General features: G+C 68.5%; 18 protein-coding genes. 2 read left to right on the top strand and 16 right to left on the bottom strand.

Translation table 11 applies throughout. The features are described 5' to 3' along the window. Positions 1 to 326 precede the first annotated feature (326 nt). The 11 genes from VHC04_RS11835 to VHC04_RS11785 form a co-directional block, all read right to left on the bottom strand. Entirely contained in the window at positions 327 to 824 is a 498-nt protein-coding gene (locus tag VHC04_RS11835; protein ID WP_325681343.1) for a DUF1269 domain-containing protein, read from the bottom strand. A gap of 72 nt (positions 825 to 896) precedes the next feature. Further along, positions 897 to 1232 carry a hypothetical protein gene (locus VHC04_RS11830; RefSeq protein ID WP_325681341.1) on the bottom strand — a complete coding sequence of 112 codons (336 nt, stop codon included), beginning with the start codon at positions 1230 to 1232 and terminating at the stop codon, positions 897 to 899. 252 nt (positions 1233 to 1484) lie between these two features. After that, positions 1485 to 3131: a complex I subunit 5 family protein gene (locus VHC04_RS11825; RefSeq protein ID WP_325681339.1), complete on the bottom strand. Its 1647-nt coding sequence runs from the start codon at positions 3129 to 3131 to the stop codon at positions 1485 to 1487. Beyond that, entirely contained in the window at positions 3128 to 4663 is a 1536-nt protein-coding gene (locus VHC04_RS11820; protein WP_325681337.1) for a complex I subunit 5 family protein, read from the bottom strand. The genes VHC04_RS11825 and VHC04_RS11820 overlap by 4 nt, the downstream gene beginning before the upstream one ends. Continuing rightward, on the bottom strand, positions 4660 to 4980 hold the full coding sequence (locus tag VHC04_RS11815) for an NADH-quinone oxidoreductase subunit K (RefSeq protein WP_325681335.1): 321 nt from the start codon (positions 4978 to 4980) through the stop codon (positions 4660 to 4662). Before VHC04_RS11815 ends, VHC04_RS11820 begins: the two co-directional genes overlap by 4 nt. Beyond that, entirely contained in the window at positions 4977 to 6011 is a 1035-nt protein-coding gene (locus VHC04_RS11810; RefSeq protein WP_325681333.1) for a hydrogenase subunit MbhD domain-containing protein, read from the bottom strand. Before VHC04_RS11810 ends, VHC04_RS11815 begins: the two co-directional genes overlap by 4 nt. Then, positions 6008 to 6349 carry a monovalent cation/H(+) antiporter subunit G gene (locus VHC04_RS11805; RefSeq protein ID WP_325681331.1) on the bottom strand — a complete coding sequence of 114 codons (342 nt, stop codon included), beginning with the start codon at positions 6347 to 6349 and terminating at the stop codon, positions 6008 to 6010. Before VHC04_RS11805 ends, VHC04_RS11810 begins: the two co-directional genes overlap by 4 nt. Continuing rightward, positions 6346 to 6636: a monovalent cation/H+ antiporter complex subunit F gene (locus VHC04_RS11800; protein WP_325681329.1), complete on the bottom strand. Its 291-nt coding sequence runs from the start codon at positions 6634 to 6636 to the stop codon at positions 6346 to 6348. Before VHC04_RS11800 ends, VHC04_RS11805 begins: the two co-directional genes overlap by 4 nt. After that, entirely contained in the window at positions 6629 to 7111 is a 483-nt protein-coding gene (locus tag VHC04_RS11795) for a Na+/H+ antiporter subunit E (RefSeq protein ID WP_325681327.1), read from the bottom strand. Before VHC04_RS11795 ends, VHC04_RS11800 begins: the two co-directional genes overlap by 8 nt. Then, positions 7108 to 10248 carry an efflux RND transporter permease subunit gene (locus VHC04_RS11790; protein WP_325681325.1) on the bottom strand — a complete coding sequence of 1047 codons (3141 nt, stop codon included), beginning with the start codon at positions 10246 to 10248 and terminating at the stop codon, positions 7108 to 7110. The genes VHC04_RS11795 and VHC04_RS11790 overlap by 4 nt, the downstream gene beginning before the upstream one ends. Further along, positions 10248 to 11303 carry an efflux RND transporter periplasmic adaptor subunit gene (locus tag VHC04_RS11785; protein ID WP_325681323.1) on the bottom strand — a complete coding sequence of 352 codons (1056 nt, stop codon included), beginning with the start codon at positions 11301 to 11303 and terminating at the stop codon, positions 10248 to 10250. The genes VHC04_RS11790 and VHC04_RS11785 overlap by 1 nt, the downstream gene beginning before the upstream one ends. A gap of 341 nt (positions 11304 to 11644) precedes the next feature. Between VHC04_RS11785 and VHC04_RS11780 the strand changes: the two genes are divergently transcribed. Next, positions 11645 to 12706 carry an AI-2E family transporter gene (locus tag VHC04_RS11780; RefSeq protein ID WP_325681321.1) on the top strand — a complete coding sequence of 354 codons (1062 nt, stop codon included), beginning with the start codon at positions 11645 to 11647 and terminating at the stop codon, positions 12704 to 12706. Further along, positions 12703 to 14460 carry a metallophosphoesterase family protein gene (locus VHC04_RS11775; protein WP_325681320.1) on the top strand — a complete coding sequence of 586 codons (1758 nt, stop codon included), beginning with the start codon at positions 12703 to 12705 and terminating at the stop codon, positions 14458 to 14460. Before VHC04_RS11780 ends, VHC04_RS11775 begins: the two co-directional genes overlap by 4 nt. Positions 14461 to 14585: 125 nt before the next feature. Here VHC04_RS11775 and VHC04_RS11770 read toward each other — a convergent pair whose 3' ends face one another. The 5 genes from VHC04_RS11770 to lptG all read right to left on the bottom strand — a co-directional run bounded on the left by VHC04_RS11770 (position 14586) and on the right by lptG (position 21614). Then, complete coding sequence (locus VHC04_RS11770; RefSeq protein ID WP_325681318.1) at positions 14586 to 15890, bottom strand: LLM class flavin-dependent oxidoreductase; 1305 nt, start codon at positions 15888 to 15890, stop codon at positions 14586 to 14588. A gap of 63 nt (positions 15891 to 15953) precedes the next feature. Further along, positions 15954 to 16766: a 16S rRNA (adenine(1518)-N(6)/adenine(1519)-N(6))-dimethyltransferase RsmA gene (gene rsmA, locus VHC04_RS11765; RefSeq protein WP_325681316.1), complete on the bottom strand. Its 813-nt coding sequence runs from the start codon at positions 16764 to 16766 to the stop codon at positions 15954 to 15956. Between the two features lie 35 nt (positions 16767 to 16801). After that, positions 16802 to 18247: a peptidylprolyl isomerase gene (locus VHC04_RS11760; RefSeq protein ID WP_325681314.1), complete on the bottom strand. Its 1446-nt coding sequence runs from the start codon at positions 18245 to 18247 to the stop codon at positions 16802 to 16804. A gap of 18 nt (positions 18248 to 18265) precedes the next feature. After that, positions 18266 to 20500, bottom strand: coding sequence for an LPS-assembly protein LptD (locus tag VHC04_RS11755; RefSeq protein WP_325681311.1), 2235 nt, complete (start codon positions 20498 to 20500; stop codon positions 18266 to 18268). A gap of 1 nt (position 20501) precedes the next feature. After that, a complete protein-coding gene (gene lptG / locus VHC04_RS11750) occupies positions 20502 to 21614 on the bottom strand; it encodes an LPS export ABC transporter permease LptG (RefSeq protein ID WP_325681309.1) in 1113 nt (370 codons plus the stop codon). Positions 21615 to 21617 lie beyond the last annotated feature (3 nt).

The raw sequence follows: 21617 nt of genomic DNA, 5'->3' as shown, positions 1-21617 counted from the left end.
AATCCCATCCACGCGTCGAACTGCTGGTCTTTCGGTAGCGTGCTCGTGTCGAAGCGCAATGATTCCATCGGACTTTCAGCTGTCAGCGGGTCAAGCGGACGGTGCCATGAGGACTATGACCGGAGGAGCTATCACGAGGAGCTGTCACAAGCAGGACTGTCACGGTGAGGACTACCGTATGTCGCGAGGCGGGAACACGCAACGACATTGAGGGCGCAAGGCCGTCATTGCCTTGCGCCCGATCAAACCGCCCCATCCGCGCCGCATGCCGCGGACCGGCCTCCCGCGGCCGGCCGCACGCCGATTCCCGCGCCGGATGCCGAGGCCTATGGTTGCGCCTGCAAGCCTTCCAGCGCCTGCCGCAAAACATGCTCCTTCGTCTCATCGAAGGAGCTCCGCATGATCGTGCCGCCGGTGCCAGCCAGTTCCGCCGCGACCTTCTCGGTGGTCATCTTGCGGATCAGCAGGAACAGCGCCGCATTACCGGACTGCAGGGTACTGCCGACTCCCTTCATGAACTTGTCGTCGATGCCGACATCGGTCAGCGCGCCGCCGACAGCGCCTGATGCGGCGCCGATCGCCGCGCCGGCCAGCGGCATCATGAACAGCAGCCCCACCAGGGCGCCCCACAGCGCACCCGACGCCGCGCCGGTCTTCGCCGGGTGGTACAGCTGATTCAGCCGGACATGACCTTCGGGACATTTCGTCACGATGACCGCATCTCCCAGCTCGATCAGGTATTCCTTCTGCATGGCCAGAAGGCGCTGGCGGACTTCCTCGGCCTTCGCCTCAGTCGGATATTCGATTACGAGCAGGTCTGACATGAAGAACCCTTTGTCACATGACTGAAACGTCATGCCGTGCCGCCGGCCGACGGCACGGCATGACGTCGTCTTCTACTTGATCATAAGGGTCGTGGTATCGAAATTCACCGTTTCCATCTTGCCGGCCGTGGTCGACACGACGGCGATGCCGCGGTTGAAGTCCAGCGCGACGATCCGGCTGCCAGGGTGCTTCAGCTTGATGTTGTTCAGCAACATGGTCTGCAGGATCTCATAGACCGTCTGGCCGCCCTTCGACAGGCGGGTCTGCACCTCGGCGCGCTTCTCGGGCGACAGCCCGGCCATCTCCGCCTGTTCCAGCGTCGTTGCCGTCTGCGCGTAGGCAAGCGGGGCCGCGATGGCGGTGAAGGCAGCGCCCAGAATCAGGGCCTTGCGAATGGTTGCGATCATTCTGATCTCCTGTGAACGGCGAAAGGCCGCTTGTGTCCCGGCGGATCACCCGCCGGAAATCGGCGGAGAGATACCAGTCTTCGCCATGCCTGGGATGTGCCTGGAGTCCCAGCGGCAAGTTGCGGCGTCCCAATTGCCAGACCGCCCCGATCGCGGCTGTATCTTGATTGGGACTACGAATTTTTCACATTGCCGCCGACACCGCAATACCACGACACCACGACACTGGCACGGCCGGTGCCGGCTGCTGGCTCAGCCCCACATCAGCGCCGCCAGCGCCAGGACCAGCGCGAGCAGCGACGCCGTGGCGACCGGCCATAGCCGGGCGGCCGCATCCACCCGCTCGATCGCCGCGCCGACGGACAAGGTCGACCGAGCGACGGTGCTGGAGACGGGCAGCACGATGGCCTGGTCGCGCAGCAGGAAGCCGCCCCAGCGCCGCCATCCCAGCCCCAGCACGACACCCACCGCGACCGGCAGCGCCGCCTCGATCAGGTTCAACGGCGACAGCGCGTCGACCACATCCTCGCCCGGCACGGCGGCGAAGAGCACCCAAGGCAGCAGCACCGAGGCCAGGGCGGTCGCCAGCCACGGCCAAGCAAGCACGCGCGGCGGCTCCGGCACGCCGGCAACCAGCGGCAGCGCGGCGACGCGGCACAGGAAATGCGTCATCAGCAGGGCGGTCGCCGCCGATGACAGCACGCCCAACACACCCGCCAGGCCGTAGCCCAGCACCGGCTTGATCGCCAGCTTGGCCAGATAGCCGCCGGTCAGCGGCAAGCCGGCCATTCCCAGCGCCATGATCGCCGCCGGCACCAGCACCAGCCAGCCGCGCCGCGCTCCGGACAGCGGCGCAAGCCCGACACCGAGGAACAGGCCGCCCTTCGCCAGCGTGTGATGGGCGCCATAGAAGGCCGCCGCCAGCGCCACGGCGGTGCTGCCCGTCATCAGCCCCATGCCGAACACCGCGACGATCACGCCCATCTGGCTGATGCTGGAAAAGGCCAGGACGGTTCGCGGATTGCTCTGCCGCAGGCCGACCAGCGCGCCGTAGAACGCCGAGACGAAGCCCAGCACCACCATTGCCTGCCCCCAGCCCGGCAGCGCCGCGCCCAGCGGCAGAAAGCGGATCAGTCCGATGACGCCGGCCTTCACCGCGGCCCCGCTCATGACCGCGGCGGCGGGGATCGGGGCGGTGCGGTAGGTCACCGGCATCCAGGCCTGGAACGGCACCATGCCCAGCTTGATGCCGAATCCCAGGATGAGCAGCGCCGGAACCACCACGCGATAGCGCGAGCCAGGCAGCGCCGCCACCACCGCGTGGATCATGCCGGCGTCGCCGGGCGCGGATTGCGCCAGCATGACGAAGGCGATCAGCAGCAGCGCCTCGCCGACCACCGCAAAGGCGACATAGATCAGGCCGACGCGCTGGGCATCGGCCGTCGCCGCCTCGATCACCAGGCCGTAGGCCGCCAGGCTGACCAGCGAATACAACAGGTAGAAGCTGACAAGGTCGGCGGCGACGAAGACGCCCAGGCTGCCGGTCAGGGTCAGCAGCCACCAGACGGCGATGCGGCCCCGCCTGGGATCGTCGCGCAGCCAGCCTGCCGCGTAGATCCCGGCCGCCATCCACAGCAATGCCGCCACGCCGAGCAGGATTGCGCCGGGCAGGTCCAGGCTCAGCCGCAGCCGCAGCAGCAGGGGCGGCAGGTCCAGTGACTGGTTCACGGCGAACAGCGCCGCCCACAGGCCCGGCACCGGCGCCAGGACCAGCCATGTCACCATGCGGTCCCGAACGCCGGCCCGCAGGCAGCCGAGCAGCATCAGCAAGGGCAAGACCAGCGTCGCGGCCAGCGGCACCGCGAACGACAGCGCCAGGGCTGCGACCAGCGCGCTCATTGGACTGCCTGGATCAGCGCGGGGCGGCCGATCTCCAGCAACAGGGACGGCCGCACCGGCATCAGGCCCAGGGCCAGCGCCAGGATCGCCAGCCCCAGCACGACGGCCTGCCGGGTCCACCCGACCGGCGCCACGACCACCGCCGGGGCAGCGGCCGACAGCGCCGGGCTTAACACGCGGAACGTATAGCCCGCCGCCAGCAGGCCACCCACCATGATGACCAGCGCCCACCACCACTGCCCCTCGCCGACCGACGCCAGCAGCAGCATCGCCTTGGCGATGAAACCGCCGCTGGGCGGCAGCCCCATCAGCGACATTCCCGCCAGGCCGAAGGCGAACAGCACCATCGGCAGCGTCCGGCCCACACCGGCCAGGCCGGCGATGCGGTCATGGCCCAGCGCCTCGGCGATCAGGCCGGCAGCCAGGAACATCGCCGCCTTGGCCACCGCATGGGCGACCAGCTGCATCATGCCGCCGGTCCAGGCGAAGCGGGTCCAGTCCGTATCCGCACCCGCCAGGGGGGAGACAGCCAGCGGCGACGCGGCGAGGGGAAACAGGAAGAACAGGTAGCCAATCTGTGCCACGGTCGAGTAGGCGATCATCATCTTCAGCCGCGCCTGCCGCAGGGCCAGCACGCTGCCGACGATAATGGCGCACGCCCCCATCGCACCCAGCAGGGTGGCGGCGCCGGCCCCTGCCCCGCCCACGCCGGCGGTGGCATCGAACCACAGCCGCACGGCCAGGATGAAGGATCCCTTGACCACTAGGGCCGAGAGCAGCGCGCTGGCAGCCGCGGGCGCCCCGGCATGCGCCGGCGGCAGCCAGAGATGCAGCGGGAACAGCGCGGTCTTCGCCGCCAGCCCCGCCGTCATCAGCGCCACCGCCACGTAAGTCACCGGCTCGGCCCGCACCGCGTGGCTCAGCAGGGTGATATCCAGGGTGCCGTAACCGCCATACAGCACCCCGCATCCCAGCAGGTACAGCACCGACCCGATCAGCGCGAACAGCATGTAGCGCAGCGCCGCGACCAGCGTTTCCGGCTTGCCCTCCAGCGACACCAGCGGCACGGCGCCGAAGGTCAGGAGCTCCAGCGCGACGTAAAGCGAGAACAGGTCACCGGCGAGCCATACCATGCTCAGCCCGGACCAGACGCCCATCAGCATGGTCCAGAATACCAGCGGCGCCCTGTCCGCGCCGCCGTCCGTGGTGGCATCGGCCTTATGCGCGAACCCGGCCTGGGCATACAGCGCGATGGCGGCGATCACCACCGCGCTGACCAGCAGCATGACGGCGGACAGGCCATCGGCGCGCAGCGCGATGCCCAGCGGCGGTGCCCAGCCGCCCAGGACGTACACCAGCGGGACGCCGGTCCGCCACAACGTGCCGGCGATCCCGGCAGCGATGGCCAGCTCGGCGGCGCATACCGCCAGCATGGTCCAGGCGGCGACCCGGCGGCCGAAGGCCACCGCCAGCACGACGCCGACTGCCGGCACCGTGATGGCCAGCACCGGCAAGGCGGAGGCGTCGATCATTCCTCCCCGGTTCCCGTCGGCTCCAGGACCGTGTCCCCCGTCGCCTGGAAGATCCGCAGCAGCAGCGCAACAGCCAGCGCGGTCGCGGCAAAGGCGACGACGATGCCGGTGATCACCATGGCCTGCGGCACCGGATCGCCGCCCAGGCCGGCATCGGCGCCGCGGCGGGATACCACGCCGAACATCAGGAAAGTCCCCGCCCCGAACAGGTTCAGCGCCAGGATTTTCCGCAGCGGTTGCGGGTCGACCAGCGCGCCGTACAACCCGATGCCGATCAGCCCCGCCGCGCACAGGCCGAACAAGGTCAACGAGCTCATGGCCGCCGCTCCGCCGGGCCGGTCACCAGCAGGCCCAGGATCACCGCGATCGACAGCAGCAGCGGGAATTCGATCAGGATGATCATCGCCTTGGCGACGCCGGGCGGGTAGGACAGGAATCCGGCCGGGAAGGCGAACCCGGCAAACCCGGCCGCCAGGAAGATGGCCGGCCCGACCGCCACGGTCCAGCGCACCAGCCGGCTGCCCAGCAGCGGCGCCTGCCGCAGCCCGGCCAGCAGCACCAGCAGCCACATCGCCGCCAGGATGGCCCCGCCCTGGAAGGCGCCGCCCGGTTCCTCGGCGCTGACCCACAACAGATACACCGCGACGACGATGCCGATCGGCGGCAGCAGCCGCGCGATCAGGGTAACCGCGCCACCCTGGGCCGGGATGGCGGCGGGAAATGGCCTGCCGCCCCAGACCGTGTCCCGCGCCAGCGACCACACGCCGACCAGGGCCAGCAGCAGGACGATCTTTTCCATCAGGGTGTCGAAGCCGCGATAGGCCATCAGTACGCCGGTGACCGCGTTGTACAGGCCCAGTTCGGGCAGGTGGCGCAGCGCCGTCGCTGCCTGGCTGTGCGACGGGCCGGTGGTCCACAGGACCAATCCGGCCAGGCAGGCGGTGACCAGGCCGGACAGCAGCAGCGCCGCCAGGCGGATCGCCGCCTCCCCGAGAATGACCTTGGGGCGTGCCGCCCAGCCAGGCATGACCTCGGGGCGTGCCGCCCCGCCGGGCATGGCCTTGGGGAATGCCGCCTCGGGGTCCGCTTCGGGCGGAATGTGCGGCAGCGTCGGTGGCAAGCGCATGGCGGCGGCGACCAGCACCGCGCCGGTGACCCCGCTGCCGATCGCCGCCTCGGTCAGCGCCACGTCGCCGGCATGCAGGCGCATCCATGCGAGTGCCAGCAGCAGCCCGAAAGCGACGAAGGCCACCACCGCCGCGAAGGCATCCGCCGCCGCCGTCGCCCGCAGGGCCAGCCCGAGCAGCAGCAGCACCAGGACGCCGTCCGCCACCAGGGTCGCGCTCACGACCGGGGAGCCTCCGATGAAGAAGCGTGCGATGGCGAAGCACCGGGTGGCGACGCTCCGCGCCAGATCGCCCGCGCCATCACCTGCGTGACCGTCGCGCCGGCCACCTGGGTCAGCAGCCAGATCGCCAGCAGCTTCAGCGCACCCGACACGCTGGCGGCCTGCGGCAGCAATCCCAGCACGATCAGCCCCAGTCCCAGGTTGTCGGCCTTCGACAGGGCGTGCAGCCGGGTCATGGCATCCGGAAAGCGCAGCAGCCCGACCGTGCCGGCGACGAAGAACACGACGCCGGCGGTCACCAACACGGCCGTCGCGAGGGCCGCCGGCAGCGCCGTCACCGCCGGACCTCCGCGTCCCGCGGCGATGGATCGGGGCTGGCCGCCAGTCCGCGCACGAAGACCACCGCCACGAACACCGCCAGCAGCGCCAGCACCAGCGCCAGGTCGACCGAGCCGGGCAGGCCGGTGGCGATTCCCAGCAGCAGCAGCGCCGCGATGCCGCCCGTACCCAGCAGCTGGGCGGCCATCATCCGGTCGAAGTCCGACGGCCCCCGCAGAATGCGCACCAGGCCGATGGCGACCATCAGCAGGATGACGGCGGCGGCGATGAGCAGGAATTCAGGCATCGTCTCGGCCCAGCATGCGGATGAAGCATGCTTCCTCGTCCGCCATTTGCTGTCCGACCGGCTGCGCGCCGTCAAGGCAGTGGATGACGACGGCGCCATCATCGCCGGTCACCACCGGCACGGTGCCCGGCATGGTGCTGGCATAGGCCAGGAAGGCGTCGCGCGCCGGTCCGGGCGGCAGGCGCGGCGCGAACGGCACGACGTCCACCCGCAGAGGCATTGCCGGCGAGAAGGCACGGCGTGCCACGTCGATGCCGGCGGCCAGCGACTGCGGCGGGAAGCGCAGCACCATCCGCAGCAGGTCCGGCAGCGACAGCACGCCCTCGGCCGGCGGCGACAGCACCATGCTCGCCCAGGCGGCCAGGACGGCGGCGGCGGCGGCCGCGGGCAGGTCGGCCAGATGGGCGCCGGCCAGAACCAGCCACAGGATCAGGAACAGCACCCCGCGCAGCAGGACCTCGATGGCGGCGATCATGCCTGACGACCGAGCGTCTGCACCGGTGGATCATCCCGCGGCCCGCCGGGCGCGCTCTCCCGTGCGTCGGCCGGAATATCGTCCTGCGTCCTGCCGCGCGTCGCGCCCGGGGGTGGCTCCGGGATCCGGAACCAGGTGACATACAGGGCCGGCAGGAAGATCAGCGTGACGAGGGTGCCGATCAGGAACCCGCCCATCACCGCGAACGCCATCGGCCCCCAGAAGATCGTCGCCGCGATCGGGATCAGGCCCAGCACGGTGGAGATCGCGGTCAGCATGATCGGGCGGAAGCGCGACACCGCCGCGTCAACCACGGCCACCCAGCGGTCTTTCCCGGTCACCAGCTCGATCTGGATCTGCTCCACCAGGATGACGGCGTTGCGGGCGATCATGCCGATCAGCGACAGGATGCCCAGGATCGCCACGAAGCCCAGCGGCTGGTTGAAGATCAGCAGGGCGGCGATGACGCCGGTCATCGCCATCGGCACGACGAGCAGCACCAGCGCCAGCATGCTGAAGCTTTGCAGCTGGATCATCAGGAAGGTGATCATCACCAGCAGCATCATCGGCACGACGGCCTTCACCGAGGCCTGGGAGTTCGCGCTCTCCTCCACCGTGCCGCCGACCGCGATCCGGTACGGGACCGGCAAGCCGGCATTCAGCGCGTCGACCTCGGATTCCAGGTGGGAGACCACGGTCTCCGGCAGGATGCCCGGCACCACGTCGGCCTGCACCGTCAGGGTCGGCACCCGGTCACGCCGCCAGATCAGCGGGTATTCCTGGTCGAAGGAGAAGGTGGCCAGTTGGCTCAGCGGCACCGTCCGCCCGTTCGGCAGCGGCAACTGCACGTTGCGCAGCGTCTCCAGCGAAACCCGCTGCTCATCGGTGGCACGCACCATCACATCCACGAGGTAGATGCCGTCGCGCAGCTGCGTGACGGTGGTGCCGGCGACCACGGACTGCAGCACCGATGCCAGTGCCGCAGAGCTCAGGCCCAGCAGGCGCGCCTGGTCCTGGTCGATATTGATGCGGACCCGCCGCGCCGGCTCCATCCAGTCGAAATTGACATGGGTGGCGCCGGGATCGGCGGCCACGATGCCGGCCAGCTTCATGGCGATGTCGCGCACCTCGGCGATATCGGGTCCGCTGACCCGGTATTGGATCGGCCAGCCCACCGGCGGCCCCAGGCCCAGTGGGGAGACGCGGGATACCGCGCTGGGGAACTGGTCGGCCAGCACCTTTTCCAGCCGCGCATGCAGGCGTTCGCGGGCGGCGACGTCCTTGGCGATAACCACGGTCTGGCTGAAGAAATCGTTCGGCAGTTCCACCGCCAGAGGCAGGTAGAAGCGGATGGCGCCGCGGCCGACATAGGTGCTCCAGCTCGCGACATCCGGATCGGTGGACAGGAATTTCGACAACCGGGCGGACGCGTCCTCCGACGCGAAGATGGAGGCGTTCTGCGGCAGGCGCAGGTCGACCAGCAGCTCCGGCCGGTCGGATGGCGGGAAGAACTGCCGCTGGATCAGCGGCGACAGCAGCAGCGCCACGACCAGCGCGCCGGCGGTGACGCCGATGGTGATCCAGCGCATGCGCATCGCGCGCAGCAGGATTCCCTTGAACACGGCCATGATCCGGCTCGGCTTCGGCTGGGTCTTCGGCGGCCGCAGCAGCCAGACACCCAGCAGCGGCGCGAAGATCACCGCGACGAACCAGGATACGATCAGCGACACCCCGACCACGACGAAGATCGAGAAAGTGTACTCGCCCGCCGAACTCCTGGCGAAGCCGATCGGAATGAAGCCGGCGGCGGTGACGAAGGAGCCGGTCAGCATCGGCATCGCGACGGTCGTATAGGCGTACGCGGCCGAATCTTCCCGGCTGTCGCCGGCGGCCAGCCGCGCGGTCATGACGTCGATCGTCGTCATCGCGTCATCCACCAGCAGGCCCAGCGCGATGATCAGCGCGCCCAGCGAGATGCGCTGCAGGTCGATGCCCGCCAGCTCCATGATCGGGAAGACGATCGCCAGGGTCAGCGGGATGGTGATCGCCACCACCAGCCCGGCGCGCACGCCCAGGCTGACGAAGCTGACCGCCATGATGATGGCGATCGCCTGCCACAGCGAGGTGGTGAAGTCGGCGATCGCGTGCTCCACGACATGCGGCTGGTCGGCGACCAGGATCGGCGTGATGCCCAGCGGCAGGTTCTGAGTGATCTGGTGGATCGCCGCATCGACGTTGCGGCCCAGCGCCAGCACGTCTCCACCCTCCCGCATCGAGATCGCCAGGCCGATCGCCGGCTTGCCGTTCACCCGGAACAGCGGCTGCGGCGGATCGGCGAAGCCGCGGTGCACGTCGGCGATATCGCGCAGCCGGATCATTCTGCCGCCGACGACGAAATTGATATTGCGAAGGTCTTCCTCGGATTCGAACGCGCCGCTGACGCGCAGCAGGATCTGTTCGTTGCCGGTCTGGATGATCCCGGCCGGGCTGACGACGTTCTGCGCCTGCAAGGCCGCGATCAGGGCGGAGCGGTCGATCCCCAGCCCGGCCAGGCGCTGCATGGAGAATTCGACGAACACCCGCTCATCCTGCGCGCCCAGCATCTCCACCTTGGAGACGTCCTGGACGCCGAGCAGCCGGGAACGGACATCGTCGACATAGTCGCGCAATTCGCGATGGGTGAAGCCGTCGGCCGTGAAGCCGTAGATGATGCCGTAGGTATCGCCGAACTCGTCATTGAAGCCGGGGCCGACCACGCCGGCCGGCAAGGTATGACGCATGTCGCCGATGCTCTTGCGGACATGGTACCAGACATCCGGCACCTCCCGCGCCGGCGTCGCCCCTTTCAGGTTGACGAAGATCGTCGTCCGCCCCGGCGTGGTGAAGCTGCGCAGGAAGTCCAGGTGCGGGGTTTCCTGCAGCGTACGCTCCAACCGCTCCGTCACCTGCTGCAAGGTGTCGTCGATCGTGGCGCCGGGCCAGGCGGCCGAGACGACCATGGTCTTGATGACGAAGGCCGGATCCTCATCGCGACCCAGGCTGCGAAACGATGTCAGCCCCGCCAGGATCGAGGCGATCATCAGGTAGACGACCAGCGAGCGATGCTCGAGCGCCCATTTGGAGATATTGAAGCCCACTAGGTCGAGGGCTCCAGCAGACGGACTTTCTGTCCGGGATGCAGCGCCTGGATGCCCGCGGTCACCACGATGTCACCCGGCTGCAGCCCGTGCGCCACCGTCACGCTGGCCTGGCTGAAGGAGACCGCCTCGATGTTGCGCAGCGACACGGAAAGCGTCTTCGGATCGACGATCCAGACGGCGGGTTTGCGATCCAGCTCCGTCAGCGCCGAGGCGGGGATGGCGATGACCTGATCCGCCTCCAGCCGTAGCTGGCCATTCACCGTCGCGCCCAGGCGCATGGCCGGCGGCACGTCGGTCAACGCGATCCGGACGGCGAAGGTGCGGGTAACGGGATCCGCCTGCGGGGCGATCTCCCGCACCCAGCCGCGGGCGGTGACCGACGGATCATCGGCGAGATGCACGACGATGCGCGGATCGGAAGGCGCGGAACGCAGCACCTGCGCCGGCACGTCGAACACGGCATCACGGCCATCCTTGCGGGCGATGGTGACGATCATCTGCCCGGCCTGCACCACCTCGCCCGGTTCGGCGCCGCGCGCGGTGATCGAGCCGGCGGCATCGGCCTGCAGCACCGTGTAGCTGACCCGGTCGGCGTCGATGCGGACCTGTACCTCGGCCGCGTCCACATTGGCCTGCGCGGTGTGCAGCGCCCGTTCCGCCACCTCGAACTGCGCGCGCGGCGTATGGCCCTGGGCGAGCAGCGTCCGCTGGCGCTGGAACTCCGACCGGGCCTGCGTCAGCGCCGCCTGCGCGGCATTCAGCTGGGCCTGCGAGGCGCGCAGCGCGTTCAGTTCGTTCTGCGGGTCCAGCCGGGCGAGTTCCTGCCCGGGCTCGACCTGGTCGCCGACATTGACGAAGCGCTCGATCATGCGGCCGCTGATGCGGAAGGCCACGTTGGAGGAGTCCTGCGCCTCGACATGGCCGGTCAGCGTGACCGTGTCACCGGCCGTGGTCGGCTCGACCGTCACTGTCCGCACCGGACGGGGAACCGCCGTCTCCCCCTGCTCATTCTTCTTACAGGCGCTCAACAGAAGCACGACGGATGCCGCCATCAGACAGGCCATCGGGCGGCCGTGGCCGAACCGGTGCCGGATCATGCCACGCCTCGAACGAGGCGGTCATAAAAATCCAATACAATCATCATGCTTCGCGGAGCACCCTGGGGAATCGGCCGGAACACAATCGTCGGGTCGGCTGGATTTTTCAATGGCCAGGACGGCGACGAACGTCATCCGAGCCGGCGATGCCGGCCCTGCGTCCCACCACCGTCCTGCGCGTCCCGCGCGTCCCGAACCGGCAACCGATCGATACTTTCCGGATCAACACCCGCGTTGCCGACACGCCAGCGGGTTGTTAGGACCGGGACGAGCCCCTTCGGAGGAGGTCGAAACCGATGCGTAGTCCGGTCGCAGCGCTGCGTCGGTCGGCCAACCGGTCGCTCGGCGTGATGGTCGGTGTCGGCACCGCGATCCTGTCGGTGGCGGCCCTGGGCATCGGCCAGCCCGTCTTCGCCCCGCTGTTCTTCGCGCTGTTCATCATCGCCGTCGTCTGGCCGCTGCAGGCTCGGCTGGAGCGATGGATGCCGGGCCTGCTCGCGCTGCTGCTGACGATGATCGCCGCCATCGTGCTGTTCGGGGCCTTCGCCTTCCTGATCAGCTGGGCGTTCAGCCATGTCGCCCGCTATACCGTCAGCGAATCGGCACAGTTCCAGGTCTTGTACGAGCGGGTCACGCAGTGGCTGGCCGGGCATGGCGTGGACGTGTCCAGCCTGTGGACGGAGCACTTCAACGCCGGGTGGCTGCTGGCCGCGGCGCAGCGCATCACGACGGTACTGAACAGCATGCTGAGCTTTTCGCTGGTCGTGCTGATCTATGTCGTGATCGGACTGCTGGAGGTGGAGGACACGATCGCGCGGCTGCAACGGATGCGGGACAGCACGCTGGCCTTTGTCCTGCTGACCGGCGGCGCCCGCATCGCCGCGAAGTTCCGGCGCTACATGGCGGTGCGCACGCTGATGAGCCTGATCACCGGCCTGCTGGTCTGGGGGTTCGTGGCGCTATGCGGCGTGCCGCTGGCCCGCGAATGGGGCATCATCGCCTTCGCCTTCAACTATATCCCGGTGATCGGCCCCGCGCTCGCCACGCTGTTCCCGACGATGTTCGCCATCGCGCAATTCGATTCCCTGCAAAGCGCGGTATTCGTGTTCGCCGTGCTGAACCTCATCCAGTTCCTGGTCGGCAGCTACATGGAGCCGCGGGTGGCCGGCAATGTGCTGGCGATGTCACCCTTCCTGGTCCTGCTGTCGGTGTTCTTCTGGACCTGGCTGTGGGGTCTGGGCGGCGCTTTCATCGGCGTGCCGATCGCCATCGCCATCCTGACCTTCTGCGAGGTGCATCCGGCCAGCCGCTGGGTCAGCGAGTTGTTTGGGGCGGAGCCCGAGGAACGTCCGACGTGACGACGCCCGCGCGCGACTCCTCCCCTGATCCCATCCTCGATCCCATTCTTGACCCCAGGGCCGGCGACTTCGAGGACGACGCGTCGAGCACCCATCAACGGTCCCTGCTGTCGCTGGCCGGCAGCCTGCTGAGCGAGATCAGCCTGCCGAAGCTCATCACGCTGTGGCTGCTGCTGCTGCTGCTGCCCGCGGTGCTGCTGGGACTGGCGCCGCTGTTGATCACCGCCTGGGCGATTGCCGTCTGGACCCACACAGCCGGCGTCGGAACCGAGCTGTATCCGATCCTGCTGCTGCCGGTGCTGGCCGCGATCGGCTGGTTCGGCGGACGCCGCCTGCTGCGCGTGGCGGAGAAAAGCTTCTGGTCGCTGAACGCGCTGGCGGTGCAGCCGATCTACATCTTCTTCCGCGAGGGGCTGCGGCACCTGGTGGAAGGCCTGCTGCCGGCATTGATGCGGCCGAGCTGGCGGGCGCTGGTCCGGTCCTTGTGCGCCGCCGCGTCCGGCATCGTGCTGTGCCTGCTGGGGGTCGGCCTGATCATGCTGCTATGGCCCGCGACGCTGTGGGTGGCGCACCTGGCGGATTTGCGCGGCCTGCATCTGCTGCTGCCGAGCCTGCTGGCGAACAGCATCGTCCTGATCACCGTCTACTGCGCCGCCGCCGCGCTGGTCTGGGGCGTCGGCGACGCGTTCATGGCGCAGCCACTGGATCTGCCGGGCTTTGCCCCGCCGCGGCCGGATGACCGCACCTGGCGTGTCGCGCACCTGTCGGATGTCCACACGGTGGGGGAGCGCCATGGCTTCCGCATCGAGAGCGGCCGAGCGGGCCCCAGCGGCAATCGCCGCCTGGAACGGACCCTGGCGCGGCTTGACGCGATCCATCGCGCGCAGCCATTGGACCTGATCCTGATCACCGGCGACATGACCGATGCCGGCCGGTCCGGTGAATGGGCCGAGTTCTTCGCCGCGCTGGACGCGTATCCGCATCTGGCGGAACGGATCGTCGCCCTGCCCGGCAACCACGACGTCAATGTCGTCGATCGGGCCAGCCCGGCCAGGATGGACACCCCGCTGAGCCCGATGCGGCGGCTGCGACAGATGCGGACCCTGTCGGCCCTGGAACGGTTACAGGGCCGACGCATGCACGTCGTCACCGAAGCCGGCCTGGGTGGGACGCTCGGCACGGCACTGCGTCCGCTGGCGGAGGACATCGAGGCGTTCGCCGATCTGGGCGGGCCGCGGCGCCGGGAACGGGAGCTGGGCGCGGCGTGGGATTCGGCGTTTCCGATGGTACTGCCGCCTGCCGCCCCGGACGGGCTTGGGGTGATCGCGCTGGATTCCAACGCGGACACGCATTTCTCCTTCACCAACGCGTTGGGGCTGATCCCGACGGAGCAGTTGCGGCGCGTGATGGCGGCCACCACGCTCTATCCCAAGGCCGGCTGGATCGTCGCGCTGCACCATCACGTGGTGGAGTACCCGCAAAAGGCCAAGGCACTGTCGATGCGGATCGGCACGGCGCTGATCAACGGCAGCCTGGTCATCCGCCGCCTGCAGCGCCTGGCCGGACGCGCGGTCATCATGCACGGGCACCGGCATGTCGACTGGATCGGCCAGTGCGGCAAGCTGCTGATCGTATCGGCCCCGTCACCGGTCATGGCGCCGCGCGACCCTTATTTCTATGTGCATACCTTAGTCATGGGAACGGACGGGACGGTGCGGCTGCGCGCGCCGCAACGCGTAGAGGTGGACGGGTAGGAAGCTGCCCGTCACTGCCTGCCCGTCACGGCGGACCCGAGCCCGTCATGAAAGGACTCGCCATGAAGGGTCTCATGACGCGGCAACGCCGCGTCACCTGATATCAGCCTCCACGACCCACGGGATCAGTCGTTGCCGGCGGCGGCCTGCTGCTGTTCCTCGGCCGGGTCGGCGGCCGGGATGTTGATCCCGCCACCCCGCCGCGCGGCGATGGCATTCGGAGTGGCATCGCTGGCGACGACCGATCTGCCATAGGCGGGGATCGGCGGAATCGCGTCGCGCGCCAGCGGCTGCATCCGTTGCTTCCGCCGCAGCGCCGCCTCGATATACGGCGCCAGCTCGGCCTGCTTGCGGGCGTCGCGTTCCGCCTGGTCGGCCTTCATCACCGGCATCACCTCGGCGGCGAACAGTTCCAAGGAGGCAATGATATCGGCATGGGTGTTGCGTCCGGCCTGCTGCACGAAGATCACCTGGTCCACGCCGGCGGCCTGGTACTGCCGCAGCCGGTCGATCAGTTGCGCCGGCGTGCCGATCCCGTTGCCCACGGCCGGCGGCAGGCTGCCGCGCGCCCGTTCGAACCGCTCCCAGACATTGGTCACGCCCGGTGTATGTTCGCCATAGACGTAATGATGTCCCAGCGCGTAGCCGAAGAACTGGAACCCGTCCTGGCCGCGCCGGACCGCCTCGGCCTCATCCCTGTGCACCGAGAAGCCGGTCGCCATGGCGATGTTGGCGTTCACCGCATGGCCGATCGGCACGCATTCATCGGATTTGATGATCTCGTAGTATTCACCGGCCCATTTCGCCGCCTCCGCCGGGTCCACGAAGGCGAAGGCCAGCGCGCCGATGCCGTTGCGCGCGGCAACGTGGATCGTTTCCTTGTTGGAACAGGCCAGCCAGATCGGCGGATGCGGCCGCTGCAGCGGCTTGGGCAGCACGTTGCGCGCGGGCATCGAGAAGAACTGGCCCTTGAAGCCCGGATAGGGCTCCATCACCATCATGTTGGCCGACTGTTCCGTTGCCTCGGCCCACATCAGCTTCTTCATCGCGGGATCGATATTGAAGCCTTCCAGCTCCGCCCGCGACGCCGAGGACCCGGTGCCCCATTCCGCGCGGCCCGACGACACCAGATCCAGCATGGCGATCCGTTCCGCCACGCGGGCCGGCGGGTTGTAGCCGGGCGGCGACAGCACCACGGCATGGCCGATATGGATCCGCCTGGTGCGCGCGGCGGCGGCGGCCAGGAACACTTCCGGCGCGGAGTTGTGGGAATATTCCTCCAGGAAGTGGTGCTCGTTCGCCCACACATAGTCGAAGCCCAGCCGGTCGGCGACCACGACCTCATCCAGCGCGTCCTGCACCAGCCGGTGTTCCGAGTCCGCATCCCATGGACGCGGCAGCTGAAGCTCGTAGATCAGGCCGAATCTCATGGCGCGTCCGCCTCCTGGATCGTGGATTTTCTACCGCTCAGTAGCCGAAGCGGAGACCGGCGTCTACCGAACCGGCGGATCATCGGCCAGCACCCGGACCAACCGGTCGAACTCGGCCACCGTCAGCGTCTCGGCCCGCCGTTCCGCGGCGATGCCGGCCTTGTCCAGCAGCGCCTCGCCGCCCAGTCCGCGCAACGCGCCGCGCAGCATCTTCCGGCGCTGGCCGAAGGCGGCCGCGGTCAGCGACTCCATCCGCGCGAACAGCGCCGGTTCCGGCTGCGCCGGGTGCGGGGTCAGGCCGATCACCGCCGACCAGACTTTCGGCGGCGGCGTGAAGGCGGCCGGTGGGATGCGCATGACGATCCGGGCGTCGCAGCACCATTGGGCGAGGACCGACAACCGACCATAGGCGCTGGTACCCGGGGGCGCGCAGATCCGCTCCGCCACTTCCTGCTGGAACATCAGGGTCAGGCGCTCGAAGGCCGCCGCCTGGCGCAGCCAGCCCACCAGCAGGGGCGAGGCGATGTTATAGGGCAGGTTCGCGATCACCTGCCGCGGCGGCGGCACCAGCGCCGGCAGGTCGACGGTCAGCGCGTCCGCCTCGATCACCCGCAGCCGGCCGCCGGCGGTCTCCGCCAGTTCCGACACGGCGCCGACGGCCCTGCTGTCCAGCTCGATGGCGGTCACGCTGGCGGCCGGCGAGGCCAGCAGCGACCGGGTCAACCCGCCCGGTCCGGGACCGACCTCGATGACGTGCCGGCCGGTCAGGTCCCCGGCTTCGCGCACGATCCGATCCGTCAGGTTGCCGTCCAGCAGGAAGTGCTGCCCCAACGCGTGGCGGGCGGCCAATCCGTGCCGGGATATGACGTCCCGCAACGGCGGGCGTGTCACCGTCCCGGAGGGCGGCGCTGTCACACGTTGCCGCGCAGGTCGATATTCGCCTGCCGGTGCAGGTCGCGCATGACCTGCCGCGACAGCAGCTCCACACGCTCATTGATCACCAGACGCTCCGCGTCTTCCTTGGAGATGGCAGCCAGGTTCTTTTCCTCGCGGGAGCAGACCACCATGACGGTGATGCCCTCACGCGACACCAGCGGCTCGCTCACCTTGCCGATCGGGATGGTCGCCAGCATCTGGCGGAACTGCGGCGGGTTGACCGCTTCCAGCCGGACATCGCCGGGATCGACGCCATGGGCGTCCAGCTTGTTCGCCTTGGCGTATTGTTCCATCGCGTCGCAGCCATGCACCGCGCCGGCGATCTCCCGCGCGCGGTTCAGGGTCTGGCGCTGCTGATCGGTCGGCTTCGTCGGGTCGGTCAGCAAGGAGGTGAATGGCAGGAAGGCCTGCCGCACGGCGACGACCGTACCCATCTCCCGACCGATTTCCCGCCGGCCGCGCATCTGCACGATCATGATGCCGCCGGGCACGCGCACCGGGTTGCTGATGGCGCCCACCGGCATCTGATTGGCCAGCGGCAGGATGGCCTGATCCAGCTGGTTGGCTTCCAACCAGCCCATTTCACCGCCCTCCAGCGCGTTCGGGGTCTGGCTGAACTGGGCGGCAACGATCGCGAACGGCGCGCCGGACCGCAATTCGTGGATCACCGTCTCGGCAAAGCGCTCCGCGTCCGCCGCGTTGGCGGGATCGTCGATCGGAATGAAGATCTCGCCCAGGTGATACTGCGTCTGGCCGACCATCTGCTGCATCATCTTCTGCCGCTCCGCCACATCGGCGGGGGAGATGCCGCCCCGTTCGCCCATCACCTGCCGCAGCACCTCGCCCCAGGCGAGCTGCGAGCGCACCTGGTCCACCATGGTGCGGAAACTGACGCCGTCGGCCGCCAGCTTGGCGCGCAGCATGCCCTCGCCCAGGCCGTTGCGCTGCTCGATCTCCCGGATGGCATCGGCGATCTGCTGGTCCTGGACGATGATCTTGCGCCGCAGGGCCTCCTGCATGCGCAGCCGCTCATCGACCAGCTGGCGCAGGATTTGCGGCCGCAGACGCCCCAGCACGTCCGGCGACAACGGCAGGCCGGTGGACATCGCGAACAGCCGCGTGCGCGCCTCGATATCGGCGCTGGTGATCACATCGCCATTGACCACGGCGGCGATCCGCATGGCATCAGGCCGAATGGCACCAGGATTGGCCTGCGCGGCTGCCGGCTTGCCGGCGGGGGCCCGCGGCGGCGATGCGGCCAGGGCGCCGCCAGCCGTCACCAGTATTCCGGCGGTCAGCAGCGCCGCCCGCAGCCCGGGTCGAAGCGGCGACAGCAGGCCTGGCCGCGGCACGCCTGGCCGCGGCACGCTCGGGCGGCCGCGGCCCGAGTGCCGAAGACGGATGCGAATGGCGGCCGGCATGTCACAATTCTCCCGAGGTCACAGCGCCCGATAGCCGAACTGGCCGATGGTCTTGAAGGTCAGCAGGAACAGGACCGCCGTGGCCCCGTTGTCGCCGTTGTAGCTCGTATAGCGACGGTAGAACCGCAGATCAAAGATGAAGCATTCATCCTCATACACCGCGTCGCCGCCCACATAGACCATCTGGTTGGTGGCCAGGTCGCGCCGCACATTGGCACTGAGCCGGTAATGACCCCATTGCGAGGACGCACCCAGGGTGATCTCGTTACGCGGCACATAGTAGCCGGAGCTGGCCGGCGGCGGCGGTGCCTGCTGGTAGTAATAGTAGGGATCGTAGTTCGTATAGATGTAGCCCGCGTTGACCCGGAACAGCGGCACGCCGGCGGATGCGACGGCATCCGCGAAATGCGTGGAGATCGGGCCCGGGTTGAGCCGGGTGCGATAGGTCACGTCCAGCCAGGGCGACGGCGCGAAGGTGGCGCGGGCGACGATATCCGACACCTGGTTCTGCAGGCCGGAGGCGGCCGGAAACAGATAGTCCTTGTTGGTGCGATATGACTGGCCGATGATTCCGTCGAACGCCGTGCCGCCCAGATACCAGGCGGTGTGCAGCGCGACGTTGGCGCGCGTGCCGCCTTCCAGGCGATCCACGCCGGGAAAGCGGTTGAAGCCGAACAGGTTGGCGTCGGTGAACTCGAAATCCAGGCTGTCCTCGTTCGGATAGCGCCAGTTCTGGCTGTCGCCGGTCTGCGGCGCCACGATCACCTGCGCGATCGGCTCGATCAGCTGGGTACCCCAGGCGCCGCTATTGCGCGCGAACGGCCAGCGGAAATCCAGCGCCACCTGCGGCAGCGCCCGCGCCGCGGACATGTTGTCGGTATTTCCGAAGGTCGGCTGGTTCTCAAGCTGTGAGGCATTATAGCCGATCGCGTCGCCATGCAGGGTGACCTTCCACAGATCGCCCAGCCGGCCGACGAACGGACGCTCCCAGTTCAGCGCCAGGGAGGCGCGGCGGGTATTGGTGCCGTCGGTACGGATCACGTTGAACGCGCCGGCATCGACCGAGAGCCGTCCGCCCAGGGAGTCCTGCCGGCCGAAATAGGAATACTCGTAGCGCGGCAGCACCACCGGCAGCTGGCTGTCGGTGATGGTGTCGTTCAGGCCCTGGTAGATGCGGGAATCCAGCCTGGCGTACGCGCCGTCACCGAACCCTTCCAGGTAGAACTGGCTGGCCAGGATGTTCGGATCACCGCTGAGGCCGCTGGTCAGGTGAAAGTCCCGCACATAGTCGGCGGACGACGCGCGGTTGACGACGAAGCCGTAACGCCAGGTATCGTCCCAGGAAAACTGCCCCGTCGAGGCGACGCTGCCTTGCAGCGAATCGTTGATGTAGCCGGCGGAGCCATTCAGGACGAGGTAACCGGAATTGAAGCGACGCCGGTACTCGGCGTCCATCTGCGGTCCGGCGCGGCTGGTGATCATCGGGGTAAAGGTGGCATCCGACTGGTCGTCGATCACCCAGTAGTAGGGCTGACCGTAGAACGCGCCGATATTGGACGAATTGCCCAGCACCGGCGGCAGGATGCCCGACATGCGCTTCACCGACGGATCGGCGTGCCAGAAATACGGCACGTACGCGACCGGGATGCCGAACATGTCCAAGGTCGCGTCGTAGTACTCGATCTTCTTGTGCTCCAGGTCCTGCACGGCGGACTTCGCGCGGATCTGCCACAGCAGCGGCCGGCTGGGATCGGTCGCGCATGCGTTGCAGACCGAGTAGACGACCTTCGACATCTCATTGATCTGGCCGCCGGTACGCTGCGCGCCGTTTGCCGCCATGCGTCCGTTCTGCTGCAACAGGGCACGCACATCCTTCAGGATGCCGTCCTTCATGTTGTTCCGCATCTCGGCATAGTCGGCGAACATCACCTCGCCGTCCGGCTCCAGCAGCACGACATTGCCGGTGGCGGCGGCGACGCCGGTGTTGCGGTCGAAGGTGATCCGGTCGGCGCGCAGCACGTGCCCGTTCTGCCAGGCCTCCACGTGCCCGGTCGCGGTGACCAGCGCCTTGTCCTTGTCATACTCGACCTGGTCGGCCGAGAAGGTCACCGGCTCATCCTTCTTCACATTCTCCGTCGGGGTCGGCGCCAGGATATTGCTCATCTGCGCGTGCGCCGCGCGATGCGGCAGCACCGAGCAGATGACGGCAAGCGCGGCGAGCGGCAGGCAGCAGCAGTATCGGATACCCATCATCTCAGCCGTCTTCCGTGTGCAGCAGCAATGCGACCGCCAGCATCAGTCCGGCGGCCGCCGGTGCCCAGGCCGCGAGCGTGACCGGCAGGGCGCCGGACTGTCCGATCTCCTCGGCGACCTTGGAGACCACGAACAGGGCGAATCCGGCAACCACGCCGGAGCCGATCATCTTCGCTACGCCGCCGCGCCGCGCCGGCCGCATGGAGAACCCGGCCGAGACCAGCGCCATGGTGGCGGTCAGCAGCGGCAAGGCCAGCAGGGCCTGGAAGTGCAGCCGATGGCGGATGGAGGAGAAGCCGGAGCGGTCGAGCAGCGCGATGAAGTCCGGCAGCGCCCAAACCGACAACGTATCGGGCGAGGCGAAGCTCTCCTGGACACGGTTGACCGTCAGGTCGGTCGGCAGCGTGCGGTTCTCCGGCAGTTCGGGCAATTGATCGGGACGGATGGTGCGGGCGTTCTCCAACTCCCACGCACCCGGTATCAGGGTGGCCTTCGTCGCCTCGATTCGTGCAAGCAGCTTGTCGTTGCCGTCCAGGCGGAAGACGCTGACGTCGCGGGCGGACAGCTGATGCCCCTTCAATTGCACGCCATAGGCGTGGATGATCGCCACGCCCTGCGGATTGAGCAAGCGGTCCGACTGACGCAGCCAGAGCTGACCGCCGTTCAGGGCCAGCGGGCCACCGCCGCTGCGCAGATAGGCGTTCTCCATCGCCTCGGCCCGCGCCAGCATCACCGAGGAGACAGGGCTGATGCCGGCGGTGGCGACGACGCCGAAGAGAAAGGCACAGAAAGTGGGCGCGGCCAGAAACTCCCAGGCCGAAATCCCCGCGGCGCGGGCGACGATCAGCTCCGAAGACCGGGTCAGCCGCCAGAAGCACAGGATGCCGCCCAGCAGCACCGCGAACGGCAGGATCTGCATGGCGATATAGGGCAGGCGCAGCAGCGCGATCTGCGCCACGATGCCGAACGTCGCCTCCGGCAGGCTGGCGGAGCGGCGCAGCAGCTCGATGAAGTCGAACATTGCCACCAGCCCTGACAGGGCCAGCAGCATGCCGAAGACCGCCAGCGCGAACTGCCGGACGATGTACAGCGACAGGGTGACGACGATGGTCATCGG

This window comes from Rhodopila sp. (assembly GCF_035548095.1).
In the GTDB taxonomy this organism is placed as follows: domain Bacteria; phylum Pseudomonadota; class Alphaproteobacteria; order Acetobacterales; family Acetobacteraceae; genus Rhodopila.
This window is presented reverse-complemented; position numbering and strand designations above follow the sequence as displayed.